This window comes from Bacillus songklensis (assembly GCF_042649685.1).
In the GTDB taxonomy this organism is placed as follows: Bacteria; Bacillota; Bacilli; order Bacillales; family Bacillaceae_H; genus Bacillus_BA; species Bacillus_BA songklensis.
The window spans coordinates 45,851-59,794 of record NZ_JBHRZT010000069.1; the positions used below are offsets into that span (position 1 = coordinate 45,851).

At 39.2% G+C, this 13,944-nt stretch carries 19 protein-coding genes and 1 rRNA gene; 18 read left to right on the forward strand and 2 right to left on the reverse strand.

Annotation, left to right across the window (positions count from 1 at the left end; all coding sequences use genetic code 11):
- Positions 1-199 precede the first annotated feature (199 nt).
- From infA to ACFOU2_RS18175, 15 genes are all read left to right on the forward strand, one after another.
- Complete coding sequence (infA, locus tag ACFOU2_RS18105; protein ID WP_003348578.1) at positions 200-418, forward strand: translation initiation factor IF-1; 219 nt, start codon at positions 200-202, stop codon at positions 416-418.
- Between the two features lie 37 nt (positions 419-455).
- Positions 456-569: a 50S ribosomal protein L36 gene (rpmJ, locus tag ACFOU2_RS18110; protein WP_003156543.1), complete on the forward strand. Its 114-nt coding sequence runs from the start codon at positions 456-458 to the stop codon at positions 567-569.
- 23 nt (positions 570-592) lie between these two features.
- The gene (gene rpsM / locus ACFOU2_RS18115) at positions 593-958 is read left to right on the forward strand and encodes a 30S ribosomal protein S13 (RefSeq protein WP_377917610.1); all 366 of its coding nucleotides are present in this window, start codon (positions 593-595) and stop codon (positions 956-958) included.
- Positions 959-981: 23 nt separating this feature from the next.
- Positions 982-1,371 (forward strand): 30S ribosomal protein S11, encoded by a 390-nt coding sequence (gene rpsK / locus ACFOU2_RS18120; protein WP_078415016.1) that lies wholly within the window; start codon positions 982-984, stop codon positions 1,369-1,371.
- 187 nt (positions 1,372-1,558) lie between these two features.
- A complete protein-coding gene (locus ACFOU2_RS18125) occupies positions 1,559-2,503 on the forward strand; it encodes a DNA-directed RNA polymerase subunit alpha (RefSeq protein WP_377917643.1) in 945 nt (314 codons plus the stop codon).
- Between the two features lie 29 nt (positions 2,504-2,532).
- Positions 2,533-2,895, forward strand: a complete 363-nt coding sequence (gene rplQ / locus ACFOU2_RS18130; RefSeq protein ID WP_377917613.1) for a 50S ribosomal protein L17 — start codon at positions 2,533-2,535, stop codon at positions 2,893-2,895.
- A 457-nt stretch (positions 2,896-3,352) separates the two neighbouring features.
- Positions 3,353-4,192: an energy-coupling factor ABC transporter ATP-binding protein gene (locus tag ACFOU2_RS18135; RefSeq protein ID WP_377917614.1), complete on the forward strand. Its 840-nt coding sequence runs from the start codon at positions 3,353-3,355 to the stop codon at positions 4,190-4,192.
- The gene (locus ACFOU2_RS18140) at positions 4,168-5,037 is read left to right on the forward strand and encodes an energy-coupling factor ABC transporter ATP-binding protein (RefSeq protein ID WP_377917616.1); all 870 of its coding nucleotides are present in this window, start codon (positions 4,168-4,170) and stop codon (positions 5,035-5,037) included. Before ACFOU2_RS18135 ends, ACFOU2_RS18140 begins: the two co-directional genes overlap by 25 nt.
- Complete coding sequence (locus ACFOU2_RS18145; protein WP_377917618.1) at positions 5,034-5,831, forward strand: energy-coupling factor transporter transmembrane component T family protein; 798 nt, start codon at positions 5,034-5,036, stop codon at positions 5,829-5,831. Before ACFOU2_RS18140 ends, ACFOU2_RS18145 begins: the two co-directional genes overlap by 4 nt.
- A 24-nt stretch (positions 5,832-5,855) precedes the next feature.
- Positions 5,856-6,599, forward strand: coding sequence for a tRNA pseudouridine(38-40) synthase TruA (gene truA / locus ACFOU2_RS18150; RefSeq protein WP_377917620.1), 744 nt, complete (start codon positions 5,856-5,858; stop codon positions 6,597-6,599).
- A 164-nt stretch (positions 6,600-6,763) separates the two neighbouring features.
- A complete protein-coding gene (gene rplM / locus ACFOU2_RS18155; RefSeq protein ID WP_377917622.1) occupies positions 6,764-7,201 on the forward strand; it encodes a 50S ribosomal protein L13 in 438 nt (145 codons plus the stop codon).
- Positions 7,202-7,221: 20 nt separating this feature from the next.
- The gene (rpsI, locus tag ACFOU2_RS18160; protein WP_377917624.1) at positions 7,222-7,614 is read left to right on the forward strand and encodes a 30S ribosomal protein S9; all 393 of its coding nucleotides are present in this window, start codon (positions 7,222-7,224) and stop codon (positions 7,612-7,614) included.
- Positions 7,615-8,294: 680 nt separating this feature from the next.
- Entirely contained in the window at positions 8,295-8,738 is a 444-nt protein-coding gene (locus ACFOU2_RS18165; protein ID WP_377917626.1) for a DUF2521 family protein, read from the forward strand.
- Positions 8,739-8,806: 68 nt separating this feature from the next.
- Positions 8,807-9,514, forward strand: coding sequence for an N-acetylmuramoyl-L-alanine amidase CwlD (gene cwlD / locus ACFOU2_RS18170; RefSeq protein ID WP_377917628.1), 708 nt, complete (start codon positions 8,807-8,809; stop codon positions 9,512-9,514).
- Between the two features lie 139 nt (positions 9,515-9,653).
- On the forward strand, positions 9,654-10,724 hold the full coding sequence (locus ACFOU2_RS18175) for an Mrp/NBP35 family ATP-binding protein (protein ID WP_377917629.1): 1,071 nt from the start codon (positions 9,654-9,656) through the stop codon (positions 10,722-10,724).
- 165 nt (positions 10,725-10,889) lie between these two features.
- Here the strand turns inward: ACFOU2_RS18175 and gerD are convergent, their stop codons facing one another.
- A complete protein-coding gene (gene gerD, locus ACFOU2_RS18180) occupies positions 10,890-11,486 on the reverse strand; it encodes a spore germination lipoprotein GerD (RefSeq protein WP_377917631.1) in 597 nt (198 codons plus the stop codon).
- Positions 11,487-11,638: 152 nt separating this feature from the next.
- Here gerD and ACFOU2_RS18185 point away from each other — a divergent pair, with 152 nt between their 5' ends.
- Positions 11,639-12,253 carry a KinB-signaling pathway activation protein gene (locus ACFOU2_RS18185; RefSeq protein WP_377917633.1) on the forward strand — a complete coding sequence of 205 codons (615 nt, stop codon included), beginning with the start codon at positions 11,639-11,641 and terminating at the stop codon, positions 12,251-12,253.
- A 33-nt stretch (positions 12,254-12,286) separates the two neighbouring features.
- Here ACFOU2_RS18185 and pdaB read toward each other — a convergent pair whose 3' ends face one another.
- Complete coding sequence (gene pdaB / locus ACFOU2_RS18190) at positions 12,287-13,054, reverse strand: polysaccharide deacetylase family sporulation protein PdaB (protein WP_377917635.1); 768 nt, start codon at positions 13,052-13,054, stop codon at positions 12,287-12,289.
- A gap of 123 nt (positions 13,055-13,177) precedes the next feature.
- On the opposite strand from pdaB, the gene ACFOU2_RS18195 reads away from it, so the two are divergent.
- Both ACFOU2_RS18195 and ACFOU2_RS18200 read left to right on the forward strand, forming a co-directional pair.
- Positions 13,178-13,363, forward strand: coding sequence for a hypothetical protein (locus ACFOU2_RS18195; RefSeq protein ID WP_377917637.1), 186 nt, complete (start codon positions 13,178-13,180; stop codon positions 13,361-13,363).
- 283 nt (positions 13,364-13,646) lie between these two features.
- Positions 13,647-13,944 (forward strand): 16S ribosomal RNA (locus ACFOU2_RS18200); the annotation flags it as partial.

The window sequence follows — 13,944 nt, forward strand, 5'->3', positions numbered from 1 at the left end:
ACTGGGCAGTATGCGGTAATTATCTAAATTCACGATGATCGTTTCGTCTGAATTGCTTTAAAAATGGTAAAGATGTATATTACAAACGTGATTCATCTTGAATTTAATGATTCCGAATCTCCGAATGTTGAGAACAGGTTCTAGATGTCTAAAGATAAATGAGTATATTACTTGTTCATAGAGAAAGGAGAGCAATTTAATGGCGAAAGACGATGTAATTGAAGTGGAAGGTACTGTTGTTGAGACTTTACCAAATGCAATGTTCAAGGTAGAATTAGAAAATGGTCATACAGTGCTTGCTCATGTTTCTGGTAAAATTCGTATGCACTTCATTCGAATCTTACCAGGTGACAAAGTGACCGTTGAATTATCACCTTATGATTTAACACGTGGTAGAATTACGTACCGATTTAAATAAAACCTATGCACTCCGTACTATCAAGGAGGTATGAACAATGAAGGTAAGACCATCGGTTAAACCGATTTGCGAAAAATGTAAAGTTATTCGCAGAAAAGGTAAAGTAATGGTTATTTGTGAAAACCCTAAACATAAACAAAAACAAGGCTAATAACAAGGAGGTGCACTTTTCACATGGCACGTATTGCTGGTGTTGATATTCCTCGTGATAAACGTATAGTAGTATCACTAACTTATATTTTTGGTATCGGTCGCTCAACTGCAGAAAAAGTATTAGCAGAAGCTGGAGTTTCTGAAGATACACGCGTACGCGACTTAACAGAAGAAGAATTAGGTAAAATTCGTGATATCGTTGACCGTTTAAAAGTTGAAGGTGATCTTCGTCGTGAAGTATCTCTTAACATTAAACGTCTAATCGAAATCGGTTCATTCCGCGGTATCCGTCACCGTCGTGGTTTACCTGTTCGTGGTCAAAATACGAAAAACAATGCTCGTACACGTAAGGGCCCACGTCGTACAGTAGCTAACAAGAAAAAATAACAAGTAAGGGAGGTTCTTGACCTATGGCACGCAAAACGAATACACGTAAGCGTCGTGTAAAAAAGAGCATTGAATCTGGTATTGCTCATATTCGCTCAACTTTCAATAACACTATTGTAACAATTACAGACGTTCATGGTAACGCTGTTGCATGGTCTAGTGCTGGTGCACTTGGCTTCAAAGGCTCTCGTAAGTCTACTCCATTTGCTGCGCAAATGGCTGCTGAAACTGCTGCGAAAGCATCACAAGAACATGGTATGAAAACTCTTGAAGTAACAGTTAAAGGACCTGGTGCTGGCCGTGAAGCTGCAATCCGTGCACTTCAAGCTGCTGGCTTAGAAGTTACAGCTATTAAAGATGTAACTCCAGTTCCACATAACGGTTGCCGCCCGCCAAAACGTCGTCGTGTATAATTAATCTGTATAAAATTTGTATCTTTGTCTATAATGGGATAGGTACAGTCTGTTTCATACAGAAAAATTCATTGATTTGTTGTGCACATTCGGGAACTGTCTAATAGGGAATTTCGGCTAGCCAATTGAGTACGGACTCATTCGTTGTCTAGCCGGGGTTTCGACGTTTTGAAGGAGGGTTTAAGTGATGATAGAGATTGAAAAGCCAAAAATCGAAACGGTAGAAATCAGCGATGATAGAAAGTACGGTAAATTCGTCGTCGAACCACTTGAGCGTGGATATGGTACTACTTTGGGTAACTCCTTACGTCGTATCCTATTATCCTCACTCCCTGGTGCCGCTGTAACATCTATTCAAATAGATGGTGTATTACACGAATTTTCGACAATACCTGGTGTTGTGGAAGACGTAACAAACATTATCTTAAATGTTAAGAAATTAGCATTAAAAATCTATTCTGAAGAAGAAAAAACATTAGAAATTGATGTTCAGGGCCAAGGTACTGTAACAGCAGCGGACATTCAAGCTGATAGTGATGTTGAGATTTTAAATCCGGATCTTCACATTGCTACTTTAGAGACGGATGCGCATTTACGTATAAGATTTACAGCTAGAACAGGTCGAGGCTATAGTCCAGCAGATTCAAATAAACGCGAAGATCAGCCGATTGGTGTGATTCCAATTGACTCTATTTATACACCCGTTACACGTGTAGCTTACTATGTTGAGAATACTCGTGTAGGACAGATGACAAATTATGATAAATTGACGCTTGATGTTTGGACTGATGGCAGCATCGAACCAGAGAAAGCTGTAGCGTTAGGTGCAAAGATTTTAACAGAGCATCTAAACATCTTTGTTAACTTGACAGATGAAGCACAAAAAGCAGAGATCATGGTTGAGAAAGAAGAAGATCAGAAAGAGAAAGTTCTTGAAATGACGATTGAGGAACTCGATTTATCTGTTCGTTCTTACAACTGCCTAAAGCGTGCTGGTATTAACACTGTTCAGGAGTTAGCAAATAAAACAGAAGAAGATATGATGAAAGTTCGTAACTTAGGACGGAAATCATTAGAGGAAGTAAAAGCGAAGCTTGAAGAACTAGGTTTAGGCTTACGCAAAGATGACTAATTAGCATTAAACAAAGGAGGGGACCTCACATGGCATACCGTAAATTAGGTCGTACAAGTGCTCAACGTAAAGCACTTCTTCGTGATTTAGCGACTGATTTAATCATCAATGAACGCATTGAGACAACTGAAGCTCGTGCGAAAGAGTTACGCTCAGTTGTAGAAAAAATGATTACTTTAGGTAAGCGTGGAGATCTACATGCTCGTCGTCAAGCTGCTGCCTTCATCCGCAACGAGGTTGCAAATGAAGAAGCTGGACAAGATGCATTACAAAAATTATTCGGCGATATCGCTCCTCGTTATGAAGAGCGTCAAGGTGGATATACTCGCATTTTAAAAGTTGGACCTCGTCGTGGAGACGCTGCTCCAATGGTAATCATTGAATTAGTTTAATAATTAGGTACTATTGCAAGGGCATGACAGTTCGCAAATTGTCTAGCCCTTTTTTTATACTTTTGGAAAGTATAAATTGGCAGCACCGCGGCAGGTTTGACGAAGCAGCCAATTTTACGTTGTATAAGAACAACTATACCTCTGTCTTCACCTCTACAGGCTTGCCAATCGGTGAGTTTTCTTTTTTACACAAGAAAGTATAAATAGCTTTATCGCCCAGCTCCAGCGCCTAGCTCCTCGAGCCGCTTCGGGTCCTGTCCATGAAGTCAAAGGACGGCTTCACTGCCAGGCCTCCGACGTACAGGATGTGTTGCCACAGGACGTGGCGCTTTTAGCCGGCCAGCGCTTGTCGGGACTGAGCGAGGCGCTTGCGCTTTTGTTCTTCTTTTTGATATTTGTTATAGTAGAGTAGAGAATAATACGGAAATTTCCTGGAAGAGTTGAGAGGAGGATAGCCTTGAGAGAGACGATATTAGAAGTTAAAAACCTATCTTATCGTTACAGAGAGGACGCCAACTGGGCCCTTCAAGATGTCTCGTTTTCCGTTATAAAGGGAGAGTGGCTTGCTATTGTAGGGCATAATGGCTCTGGAAAATCTACCTTGGCTAAAATATTAAACGGTCTTTTACTTCCACAGGACGGAACGGTAATCGTACGTAACACTGTGTTGTCGGAAGAAACCATATGGGATATTCGCAGAGAAATTGGAATGGTGTTTCAAAATCCAGATAATCAGTTTGTAGGAGCCACAGTAAAGGATGATGTAGCATTTGGCTTGGAAAACAACGGATTTCCTGTAGAAAAGATGATTCAAAGAGTAGAGGAAGCCATCGATCTTGTAAACATGTCCTCTTTTGTGGACCATGAACCCCATCACCTTTCGGGTGGTCAAAAACAACGTGTTGCTATCGCAGGAATCATTGCTGTTCGGCCTTCTATCATGGTGCTCGATGAAGCGACATCCATGCTCGATCCGATAGGAAGAAAAGAGGTATTAGAAACAGTACGCAGGTTAAAAGAGGAAAGGAATCTAACTATTATTTCTATTACACATGATTTAGAAGAAGTGGCGGCAGCCGATCGTGCCATTGTGATGAATAGAGGACAATTGCTGGCTGAAGGAACACCAGAAGAGGTGTTCGCCTTAGGTGAAAAATTAACAGAGATCGGTCTAGATTTGCCTTTTGCAGCTAAACTAAGCCAATCATTGAAACAGGCAGGCATTCCTGTATCTAACATTCACATAACAGATGAGGGTTTGGTGAAGGATCTATGGACATTGTACTCAAAAATGTAGAACATCGTTATCAGCAGAATACACCATTTGAGAGGATAGCTTTGTATGATTTGAACTTGGAGATTCCCTCTGGTCGTTTTGTGGCCGTAATCGGCCATACAGGCTCTGGCAAGTCAACCGTTATCCAGCACCTTAATGCCTTGCTTAAACCGACTTCAGGGACCATTACTATTGGCGATAGAGTAATTCATGCTAATCGCAAAGAAAAGGACCTAAAACCCATTCGAAAAAAGGTGGGGATTGTCTTTCAGTTTCCAGAGCATCAATTATTTGAGGAAACAGTGGAAAAAGATATTTGCTTTGGTCCCATGAATTTTGGGGTAAGGGAAGAAGAAGCAAAGAAAAAGGCAAACGAAATGCTGGCTCTTGTCGGGCTCCCTGAAGATATCTTACAACGCTCTCCTTTTGATTTAAGTGGAGGGCAAATGCGCCGGGTAGCGATTGCAGGCATTTTAGCAATGGAACCAGAGGTACTGGTATTAGACGAGCCTACCGCAGGGTTAGATCCAAGGGGACGTCAAGAAATTATGCAAATGGTCGCCAACCTTCATAAATCAAAGAATTTAACAATCATTTTAGTTACTCACAGTATGGAGGATGCCGCTCAATATGCCGACCAGATTGTGGTGATGCATAAAGGAACGATCGCTATGAAAGGAACTCCTAAAGAAGTCTTTGGTTCTTATGTGCAACTGCATCAGTATGGTTTAGATATCCCTGAGTCTTTAAAATTCATGAAAAAGATGGAAGAAGCCTTTGGTGTTCAATTTCCTGAGCCTGCTGTCACTTTTGAAGAAGTTATTTTTCAGCTAAAGAATTTGATAGTAAAGGGTGAAAGCAGATGATGAATGGAATGATTATTGGGAAATATGTACCAGGGAACTCGGTCATTCATCGGATGGATCCGCGGGCAAAGCTGCTCATTGTCTTTTTTTATGTGCTGGTGGTGTTCTTGGCTAATAATCTTTACGGATATCTGGCATTGGGTCTTTATAGTTTTGCGGCGCTTTTTTTAAGTCGTGTTCCGTTCCGTTTTATATTAAATGGACTAAAACCGGTTTTATTTATTATCATTTTTACATTTATTCTCCATATCCTGATGACAAAGGAAGGGGAATTGCTCTTTAAATGGGGCTGGCTTTCTGTGTATAAAGGCGGTGTACTTCAAGGTATTTTCATTTCTTTCCGTTTTTTCTTTCTTATTTTGATTACCACCCTTTTAACACTAACGACAACTCCAATTCAAGTGACAGATGGCATTGAGAGCTTGCTGCATCCTCTTAAAAGATTTCGTTTTCCTGTACATGAACTTGCCCTTATGATGTCGATTTCCTTGCGCTTTATCCCTACATTAATGGATGAAACAGAAAAGATTATGAAGGCACAGGCTGCACGAGGGATTGAGTTTTCAAGCGGGTCTTTAAAGAATCGCCTGCAAGCAGTTGTCCCACTCCTTGTCCCGTTGTTTATTAATTCATTTAAGCGTGCTGAAGAATTAGCGATTGCTATGGAGGCAAGAGGATATCGAGGGGGAGAAGGACGGACAAAATTCCGTCAATTGAGATGGACAACATTAGATTCTCTCATGCTCTTCTTGCTTTTGTTCTTATCAATCGTGTTATTCTTCGTCCGATCCTAACTCCTGTTATGTGGTGATGAGATGATGAAAAGGTTGAAATGTATTCTATCCTATGATGGTACTTATTTTTCCGGCTATCAAGTCCAGCCGAACAAAAGAACAGTTCAATCAGAGTTTGAAGAAGTGTTGATGAAAATGCATAATGGCCAGACCATTAAAATCCATGCTTCCGGTCGTACAGATGCCCATGTCCATGCCTATGGGCAGGTCATCCACTTTGATACACCTTTAAACATACCGGCTGATCGATGGAAAAAAGCGCTGAATTCCTTGTTGCCAGAAGATATTTCGGTAAAAGAGGTGCAGATTGTACCTCTAGATTTTCATGCCCGCTTTCAGGCTGTGTCCAAAGAATACCGCTATAAGATTATCAGATCTCAAGAGCGGAATGTCTTCCAACGCCATCATGCTTATCATTTTCCTTATCCACTTGATTATGTGGAGATGAAAGAAGCTATTAAATATTTAGTCGGGACGCATGATTTCGCAAGCTTTTGTTCGGCGAAAACGGAAGTAGAAGATAAAGTACGAACGATATATGAGATTGAGTTTTTTGAAGAAAAAGACGAGCTCATATTTCGGTTTGTGGGAGACGGCTTTTTGTATAATATGGTCCGTATTTTAGTTGGGACATTACTGGATGTAGGGCAAGGAAAAATAAAAGCAGTGGAAATGAAAAATATTTTAGAGAGCAAATCAAGGGAAAAAGCAGGCAAAACAGCACCGGGACACGGGCTTTATTTATGGCAGGTACACTATGACAACTAAACCTGGTGTATAATATTTTCTTGACATTGCTATCACAAACCTTTAATATATCATATGTTATGGTATTTTAACCCCACGATTAGCCCCGGAAATTAATCGTGTTGAAAATAGAGGTTGAAATCAGTTTTTTGGATTTTAATGTTGAAAAATTAGGAGGGAAACTCATGCGTACAACTTTCATGGCGAAAGCGAACGAAGTAGAACGTAAATGGTACGTTATAGACGCTGAAGGTAAAACTTTAGGCCGTCTTGCAAGCGAAGTTGCTTCAATCTTACGCGGTAAACATAAACCAACTTATACACCACACGTTGACACTGGTGATCATGTAATCATCATCAACGCTTCTAAAATTGAATTGACTGGTAAAAAATTAACTGACAAAATTTACTACCGTCACAGCCAACATCCAGGTGGTTTAAAACAACGCACTGCATTGGAAATGCGTACAAATTACTCTGAGAGAATGCTTGAGCTTGCTATTAAAGGCATGCTTCCAAAAGGTAGCTTAGGTCGTCAAATGTTCAAAAAATTACATGTGTATGCTGGCGCTACACATCCACATGAAGCTCAAAAACCAGAAGTTTACGAACTTCGCGGATAATTTAAGAGGAGGGAATCATTTTGGCACAGGTACAATATTACGGAACAGGCCGTCGTAAAAGCTCTGTTGCACGTGTACGTTTAGTACCAGGTAACGGACGTATTGTTATTAACGATCGTGAAATCGAAAACTACATCCCATTCGCTGCATTACGAGAAGTTGTAAAACAACCTCTTGTTGCAACTGAAACTACAGGCAGCTACGATGTATTAGTAAACGTAAATGGTGGTGGATACACTGGTCAAGCAGGTGCTATCCGTCATGGTATCGCTCGCGCTTTATTGCAAGCTGATCCGGAGTTCCGCACAACTTTAAAACGTGCTGGTTTATTAACTCGTGACGCTCGTATGAAAGAACGTAAAAAATACGGTCTTAAAGGCGCTCGTCGTGCACCTCAGTTCTCAAAACGTTAATTGCTGGCGTTTCAAAGGCTCTCAACCATTATTGGTTGGGGGTCTTTTTTATGCTTGAAAATAACTTTTGACCACGAAATATATATGCTAAATCAAGTTCTGTTATTTACTTCCAAGTAGAAAGCATGAAAGAAAAATATCAAGATTTATGGACAAAAAGGGGTATTCTTGTGTAGACAAGCCTCATATCGTCGCAAAAATGGATCAAACAGAGACATGGATGCCATTTTTTAAAGGATCAGAGGATGATACACATGCTTTATTGATTGAAGTACAGGAATAGAAAAGGCATAAAGGATATCAATTTTTCAACGGTATCTTTTATGCTTCTTTTTTACCCTTAATACCCCCTTAAATGATGAATGGACCCATATATACTGCACAAAATTAGTGTGGCTAAGCTATTATTACGGTGCAAATTACGAATTTAAAAATGATCATTTATGGTTTGCACCAGAAGATCTCTATTCTAACTTAAAAGACAATCCGGATTTTGAACTGACTTATATTCATCCTAACTTTACATTTCACATTGATCTTTAGAGGAAGTTACATGCATAGTAATATTGAAATTTTCCACTGGAATATATCCATATATTTTGCCAATTTAACTTTGTTATGATAGACGCATGAGAAAAAGAAACACGTAGAAAATAGGGGAAAGGGGGCGCTATATTGTTATGGGTATTGTGACAAATTTAAAAGATAAAAGACGGGAAAAACAGATCAATTATGAGCGGAAGATGCTGAGAGAGCTTTCACTGGACATTTTAAGAAAAAAAATAAGATATTATTTTGAACCTTTATTTTTTAAAGATCATGATTGGACAATGTCGTTAGAAGAAGGTTGTATGGATATTGCAATTGAAGCTTTTTTATTGGGAGCCCATTTTAGCCGATTTGGCTTTTATGGAGAATCGTTACAATTTGTTAAAAAGCGATGTCAGGAAGAAGAGAAGATGTTAATCGATGCACTTTATGATTACTTGTGTTTTTGGTCTCCTGAAGGTGAAAAGGATTTTTATCAAGAAAGTATTTATTATACATGTGAGCAATACGTGCAGGATTGGTGGGAAGAAGGGTTTCAAAAAGGAGAGAAACGTTACCGGTTGCGTCTGCATTAAAAACTAATCATAAATCCCTTTCTTGTCCCATATAAGGATAATAGGACGAGGCAAGTTGGAGGGATAAGATGAGACCGGTGAAAGTGCTATTATTTATAGTGGGAATTACCTTGCTATTTTGCATTATTCAATATGAGGTATGGGACAAGAACTCCTGGAAATCGTGGAACTTACCGTTAAGCGGGAAAATTATTGTCTTGGACCCAGGGCACGGGGGCATGGATGGAGGAGCAGTAGGGGGAAAGGTGCTTGAGAAAGATATCGCCTTAAACATCACCCTTTTAGTAAAGGATTATTTACAAGAGCAAGGAGCGTTAGTCATTTTAACAAGGGAAGACGACCGAGATTTAGCCAATGAAGAAACAAAGCGAATTAGCAGAAGGAAGGTAGAAGACCTAAAGAAAAGACTAGAAATCATCAATGAATCACAGGCAGATTTGTATTTGAGTATTCACTTAAATGCCATCCCTTCTCCTAGATGGCGAGGGGCACAAACCTTTTTTCATGGATCTTTGGAAGAAAACGAGGCTATAGCCAAGTCTGTGCAGAATGAGCTGAAAAGCAGCTTAGAGAACACATCAAGGGAAGCAAAACTTATCCAAGGAATTTATCTTGTGAAACATGCTAAGGTTCCTGGCGCTTTAGTAGAAGTGGGATTTTTATCAAATGTGGAGGAAAGAAATTTACTTCAGACAGAGGAATACCAGAAGAAAGTAGCGGAAGCTATTTATAGAGGCATCAATCGATATTTTACTGAACAAACATCTCCTGAATAAGGAGGTGTTTTCATGTTTCACATGGAACTGGAAGATTATCTCCATTTTGCGTGAGGAAGAAGGAGACTACTCCTCAACATCCTCTTTAGAAGTATGTTATACTAAAAAGTGTAAACGAATTCATATGGTGGTGGGAGATATGTTAACAGAAGAGAAAGTATACGCTTTGTTAAAAGATTTAAAAGATCCTTTTTTACATAAAACGCTTGAAGAGACAGGCGCACTTAAGGAAGTGACGGTGAAACAAGAAAAAGGTCATGTTAGTGTCAAAATAGCTCTTGCTAAAACCGGAACATCAGAACAGTTAAAATTTCAAGAGCTTGTCGTCAATACATTAAAAGCTGCAGGAGCAATTACAGTAGGCTTGCGTTTTGTTGAGTTATCCGGGGACGAGCTAAAACAGTTTAAGGCTCAGATTCCAAGTACTGCTCCTAATCATCTTTTAGCCAATTCAGACTCCACTCACTTTCTAGCGATTGCCAGCGGAAAAGGAGGCGTAGGAAAGTCAACTGTTTCTGTAAATTTAGCTATAGCTTTAGCTCGACTTGGAAAGAAAGTTGGATTAATCGATGCTGATATTTATGGATTTAGCGTGCCGGATATGATGGGGGTTGCCCAAAGGCCGGTTGTGCGGGGCGATAAAATCATTCCAGTTGAACGATTTGGCGTAAAAGTCATTTCAATGGGATTTTTTGTGGAAGACAATTCTCCTGTCATTTGGAGAGGTCCTATGCTTGGAAAGATGTTGACAAGTTTCTTCACAGAGGTTGAATGGGGAGAGTTGGATTATTTGCTGTTAGACTTGCCGCCTGGAACAGGGGATGTAGCCCTTGATGTCCATTCTATGCTGCCGGCATGTAAAGAGGTAATTGTCACTACTCCTCATCCTACTGCAGCATTTGTAGCAGCCAGAGCAGGAGCAATGGCTATTAAGACAAATCATGAAGTCATTGGCATCGTGGAAAACATGGCTTACTTTAAAAGTAAAATAACTGGAGAGAAAGAATATGTCTTTGGAAAAGGTGGAGGAGCGAAATTAGCCGAAGAGCTGCAAACTACTGTTTTAGGACAGTTGCCGTTGCAGCAGCCAGATTGGAATGATGAAGATTTTGCGCCATCCGTTTATGGGGAAGATCACCCATTAGGAAAGATTTACTTAGATATTGCTCAAAGAGTTATGAGTAAGTGTGAAGAAGCTCTTCATAACTAAAAGAGGAAGCAGACAAGAAAGTATACTCCCTTGTCTGCCCTTTGTATGCTATAGTTTGATATACAACTATCTTTTTTGGAGGCGCACTTTTTCTCGTGGGTTGTTTTATAGAAAAAGTGTCCTTCTTTTGTATAGATAGTACCCTTATCAAGACACAGCTATTTTTTATTTTTCTTCTTGGGATCCGCCTTCTTGTTGACCTTTTTTACCTTGCTCTACATCTGCTGCAGCTTTTAATAATAGGTCCTGAATTTTTGCTTTGTAAATTGGGCTTTCAAATGTTTCCGTCATGATTTTTTGAAGGTGGGCCCGATATTCTTGGCTTCTTAAAACAGTCAACATTTGTTTTTCCATCTCAGGATTTTGAAGTACTTCAATCAGAGATTTCTGGAAATCAGGATCTTTCATTAGTTGCTTAATTACATTCTCTTGTTCTTTCTGCAAACTTTTAGCGAAGCTTTCAGCAAATTTTGGATCACTAAAGGTGGTTTTCCAAAAATCAGTACCCTTCTCTGAGGTGAGTGTATTTTGAATGGTGTCTTTTACGACGGCTTGGTCCATAATTAATGCTTGTTTCATTTTTTCATCTTTCATCACTTGCTCAATTGCTTTCTTGCCTTCGTCTGTCTTTAAAATATCGACAACCATTTTCTTTGTTTGGTCATAATCCATTCGTTCGCCTCCTTGTTCTGCTGGTGCACATGAAGTTAAGGCGAACAATGAAAGACTTGCATACAAGAGGAGCAATAACCATCTTTTCATCACGAAAAGCTCCTTCCTTTAAAGAAATATGCCTAATCTTAATATGAAGTAATCTGAGAAAAATATGCACAGACAAAACAACCTGGATTTTAAATAAAACAGTTGGTGAAATTTAAGCAATCATGAAAAATTAACAGTTGGGGGATCACAGCGTGAACAGTCGCAATTGGGTTCGTCTTTTCTTTTCTACCCTGTTACTAGGGGGAATCAGTACAGCTATTACCGGCTTTATTGTACGTTGGGATAAATACGAATCACTATTTTCATCAATGGATGTAGCCGGAATCTTATTAGTGCTTGTTCTTTTATTCGGAGTTGGTCTTATCTTTAGTATTATTAGTCAGATGGGTTTTTTTGCTTACTTAACTGTACATCGTTTTGGATTAGGGATTTTCCGTTCGGTTTCCCTTTGGAATGCAGTACAGGTAGTTCTTATTTTGTTTGTATTATTTGATATTGTTTACTTTCGCTACCGCTTTTTTGCCGAACCAGGAGCCAGTGTCATTCCATACATATCAATTGCTGTGGGAATTTTGCTAGTCGGAGCTTTAGTGGCTTATGCCAAGAAACAACAAACAAATAATGAAGCCTTTATCCCTGCTTTGTTTTTTATGATAGTCGTTACAATTATAGAATGGATGCCTGCTTTACAAATCAATGATCAGAATTGGCTATATCTCATGTTAGTTCCTTTGTTAGTTTGTAACGCTTATCAACTGCTTATTCTTCCTAAGTTAAACGCTGAACGTCAAACAAAAAAGAGTTGACATTATTTTTTGTCAACTCTTTTTTGAGGAAGTTTAATTAATTTCGTTGCTTTTTACATTCGTATTTGAAATTAATTCAGAAACAGACACATTTTTGATGTGTTTTCGTTTCATTTCTTGAACGATTAGGGGAATGGCTTTCTGCGTTTGTTGAGCGGAATCAGAAGCGTGCATAAGTATAATATCTCCGCCACTCATTTTCTCCGTTACGTTTTGAACGATTTTTTCTACCCCCGGGTTAATCCAATCTTGAGAATTAACACTCCAGTGAACAACGGTATACCCTAAGCTGTCAGCTATTTTCAAAACTTCATTATTGAAATGGCCGGATGGAGGTCTGAGCAGCCCAATGTTTTTCACACCCAATGAATCGAATACTTTTTTAGCTTGGGCTAAATCTTGTCTAATCTTATTGCTTTCGAGAGCTGTATAGTCTTTATAATGGTAGCCCATCATAGCAATTTCATGACCGTCTGTCTGCATCTTCTTCACAATGTCAGGGTGTCTTTCCGCCCAGGATGCCGAAAGGAAGAATGTTGCATTTTTAATTCCGCTTGTCTTTAGCTCTTCTAGGATAAGAAGTGCTTTTTCATCTCCCCAGCTTATATCAAAAGTTAAAGAAAGTTTATCACGCTGTTGTTCATTTTTGTAGACAGCTTTAGGTCCATCTTTGGTTAAAAAAACAGGTATGTGCATAATGTTGTTTTCCATAAATAAAAAAATACCTGTAAACAAAGCAGCGATTAAAATGATAAGAAGCTGCTTAAGTTTTTTTGCTGTTCCAACATAGAAAAAATTCATATGTTCCTCCTCCAACTAATTAGTACTTGTCTAAATTTTATGTTAGATCTTTTTTCTTCATAACAAACTTAATGATTTGTTTATAAAAAAATGAATATGGGGGAATAATGGAGCCAAAAATTGATGGGAAGTGCAATATTGATTGGAATCTTATTGAATGAAAAAGAGCGTAAAGAATTAGAAAGTGTAATCAAAAGAGAAATAATCGTCTTAAGAAAGCTTTATAATCAAATGAACTATAACCGTATTATTCAAAAGGGAGTAAAGGAGAGAATGGATATATTACATGATCTTTTGCAACGCATTTAATCAAATAAAAAATGGTATAATATATTGACTCTATAAAATGAACATGATATATTAATGAACGTCGCTGATGACGATGAAAAGTCAATTAAAAAAGTGTTGACAACAAACACTGAAATATGATAAAATGAAGAAGTCGTCTTTACGAGACAATGAACTTTGAAAACTGAACAAACGAACAAACGTCAACGTTAATTCTTTTTATTAGAGTAAGGAACATCGACTAAGAACGTCACGTCCTGTGACAACGTCGATGTCAGCACATCCATGTGCTGGTTCAAACATTTCTTCGGAGAGTTTGATCCTGGCTCAGGACGAACGCTGGCGGCGTGCCTAATACATGCAAGTCGAGCGGACAGACGGGAGCTTGCTCCCTGAAGTCAGCGGCGGACGGGTGAGTAACACGTGGGCAACCTGCCTGTAAGACTGGGATAACTTCGGGAAACCGGAGCTAATACCGGATAACACTGAGGACCACATGGTTCTTGGTTGAAAGATGGCTTCGGCTATCACTTACAGATGGGCCCGCGGCGCATTAGCTAGTTGGTGAGGTAACGGCTCACCAAGGCGACGATGCGTAGCCG

Coding starts and splice junctions, on each gene's coding strand:
- rplQ (WP_377917613.1), top strand. CDS start 2,533: ATGGCATACCGTAAATTAGGTCGTACAAGTGCTCAACGTAAAGCACTT.
- rplM (WP_377917622.1), top strand. CDS start 6,764: ATGCGTACAACTTTCATGGCGAAAGCGAACGAAGTAGAACGTAAATGG.
- rpsK (WP_078415016.1), top strand. CDS start 982: ATGGCACGCAAAACGAATACACGTAAGCGTCGTGTAAAAAAGAGCATT.
- rpsM (WP_377917610.1), top strand. CDS start 593: ATGGCACGTATTGCTGGTGTTGATATTCCTCGTGATAAACGTATAGTA.
- ACFOU2_RS18165 (WP_377917626.1), top strand. CDS start 8,295: ATGGGTATTGTGACAAATTTAAAAGATAAAAGACGGGAAAAACAGATC.
- rpmJ (WP_003156543.1), top strand. CDS start 456: ATGAAGGTAAGACCATCGGTTAAACCGATTTGCGAAAAATGTAAAGTT.
- gerD (WP_377917631.1), bottom strand. CDS start 11,486: ATGAAAAGATGGTTATTGCTCCTCTTGTATGCAAGTCTTTCATTGTTC.
- pdaB (WP_377917635.1), bottom strand. CDS start 13,054: ATGAATTTTTTCTATGTTGGAACAGCAAAAAAACTTAAGCAGCTTCTT.
- ACFOU2_RS18195 (WP_377917637.1), top strand. CDS start 13,178: ATGGGAAGTGCAATATTGATTGGAATCTTATTGAATGAAAAAGAGCGT.
- ACFOU2_RS18145 (WP_377917618.1), top strand. CDS start 5,034: ATGATGAATGGAATGATTATTGGGAAATATGTACCAGGGAACTCGGTC.
- ACFOU2_RS18140 (WP_377917616.1), top strand. CDS start 4,168: ATGGACATTGTACTCAAAAATGTAGAACATCGTTATCAGCAGAATACA.
- infA (WP_003348578.1), top strand. CDS start 200: ATGGCGAAAGACGATGTAATTGAAGTGGAAGGTACTGTTGTTGAGACT.
- truA (WP_377917620.1), top strand. CDS start 5,856: ATGAAAAGGTTGAAATGTATTCTATCCTATGATGGTACTTATTTTTCC.
- ACFOU2_RS18125 (WP_377917643.1), top strand. CDS start 1,559: ATGATAGAGATTGAAAAGCCAAAAATCGAAACGGTAGAAATCAGCGAT.
- ACFOU2_RS18175 (WP_377917629.1), top strand. CDS start 9,654: ATGTTAACAGAAGAGAAAGTATACGCTTTGTTAAAAGATTTAAAAGAT.
- cwlD (WP_377917628.1), top strand. CDS start 8,807: ATGAGACCGGTGAAAGTGCTATTATTTATAGTGGGAATTACCTTGCTA.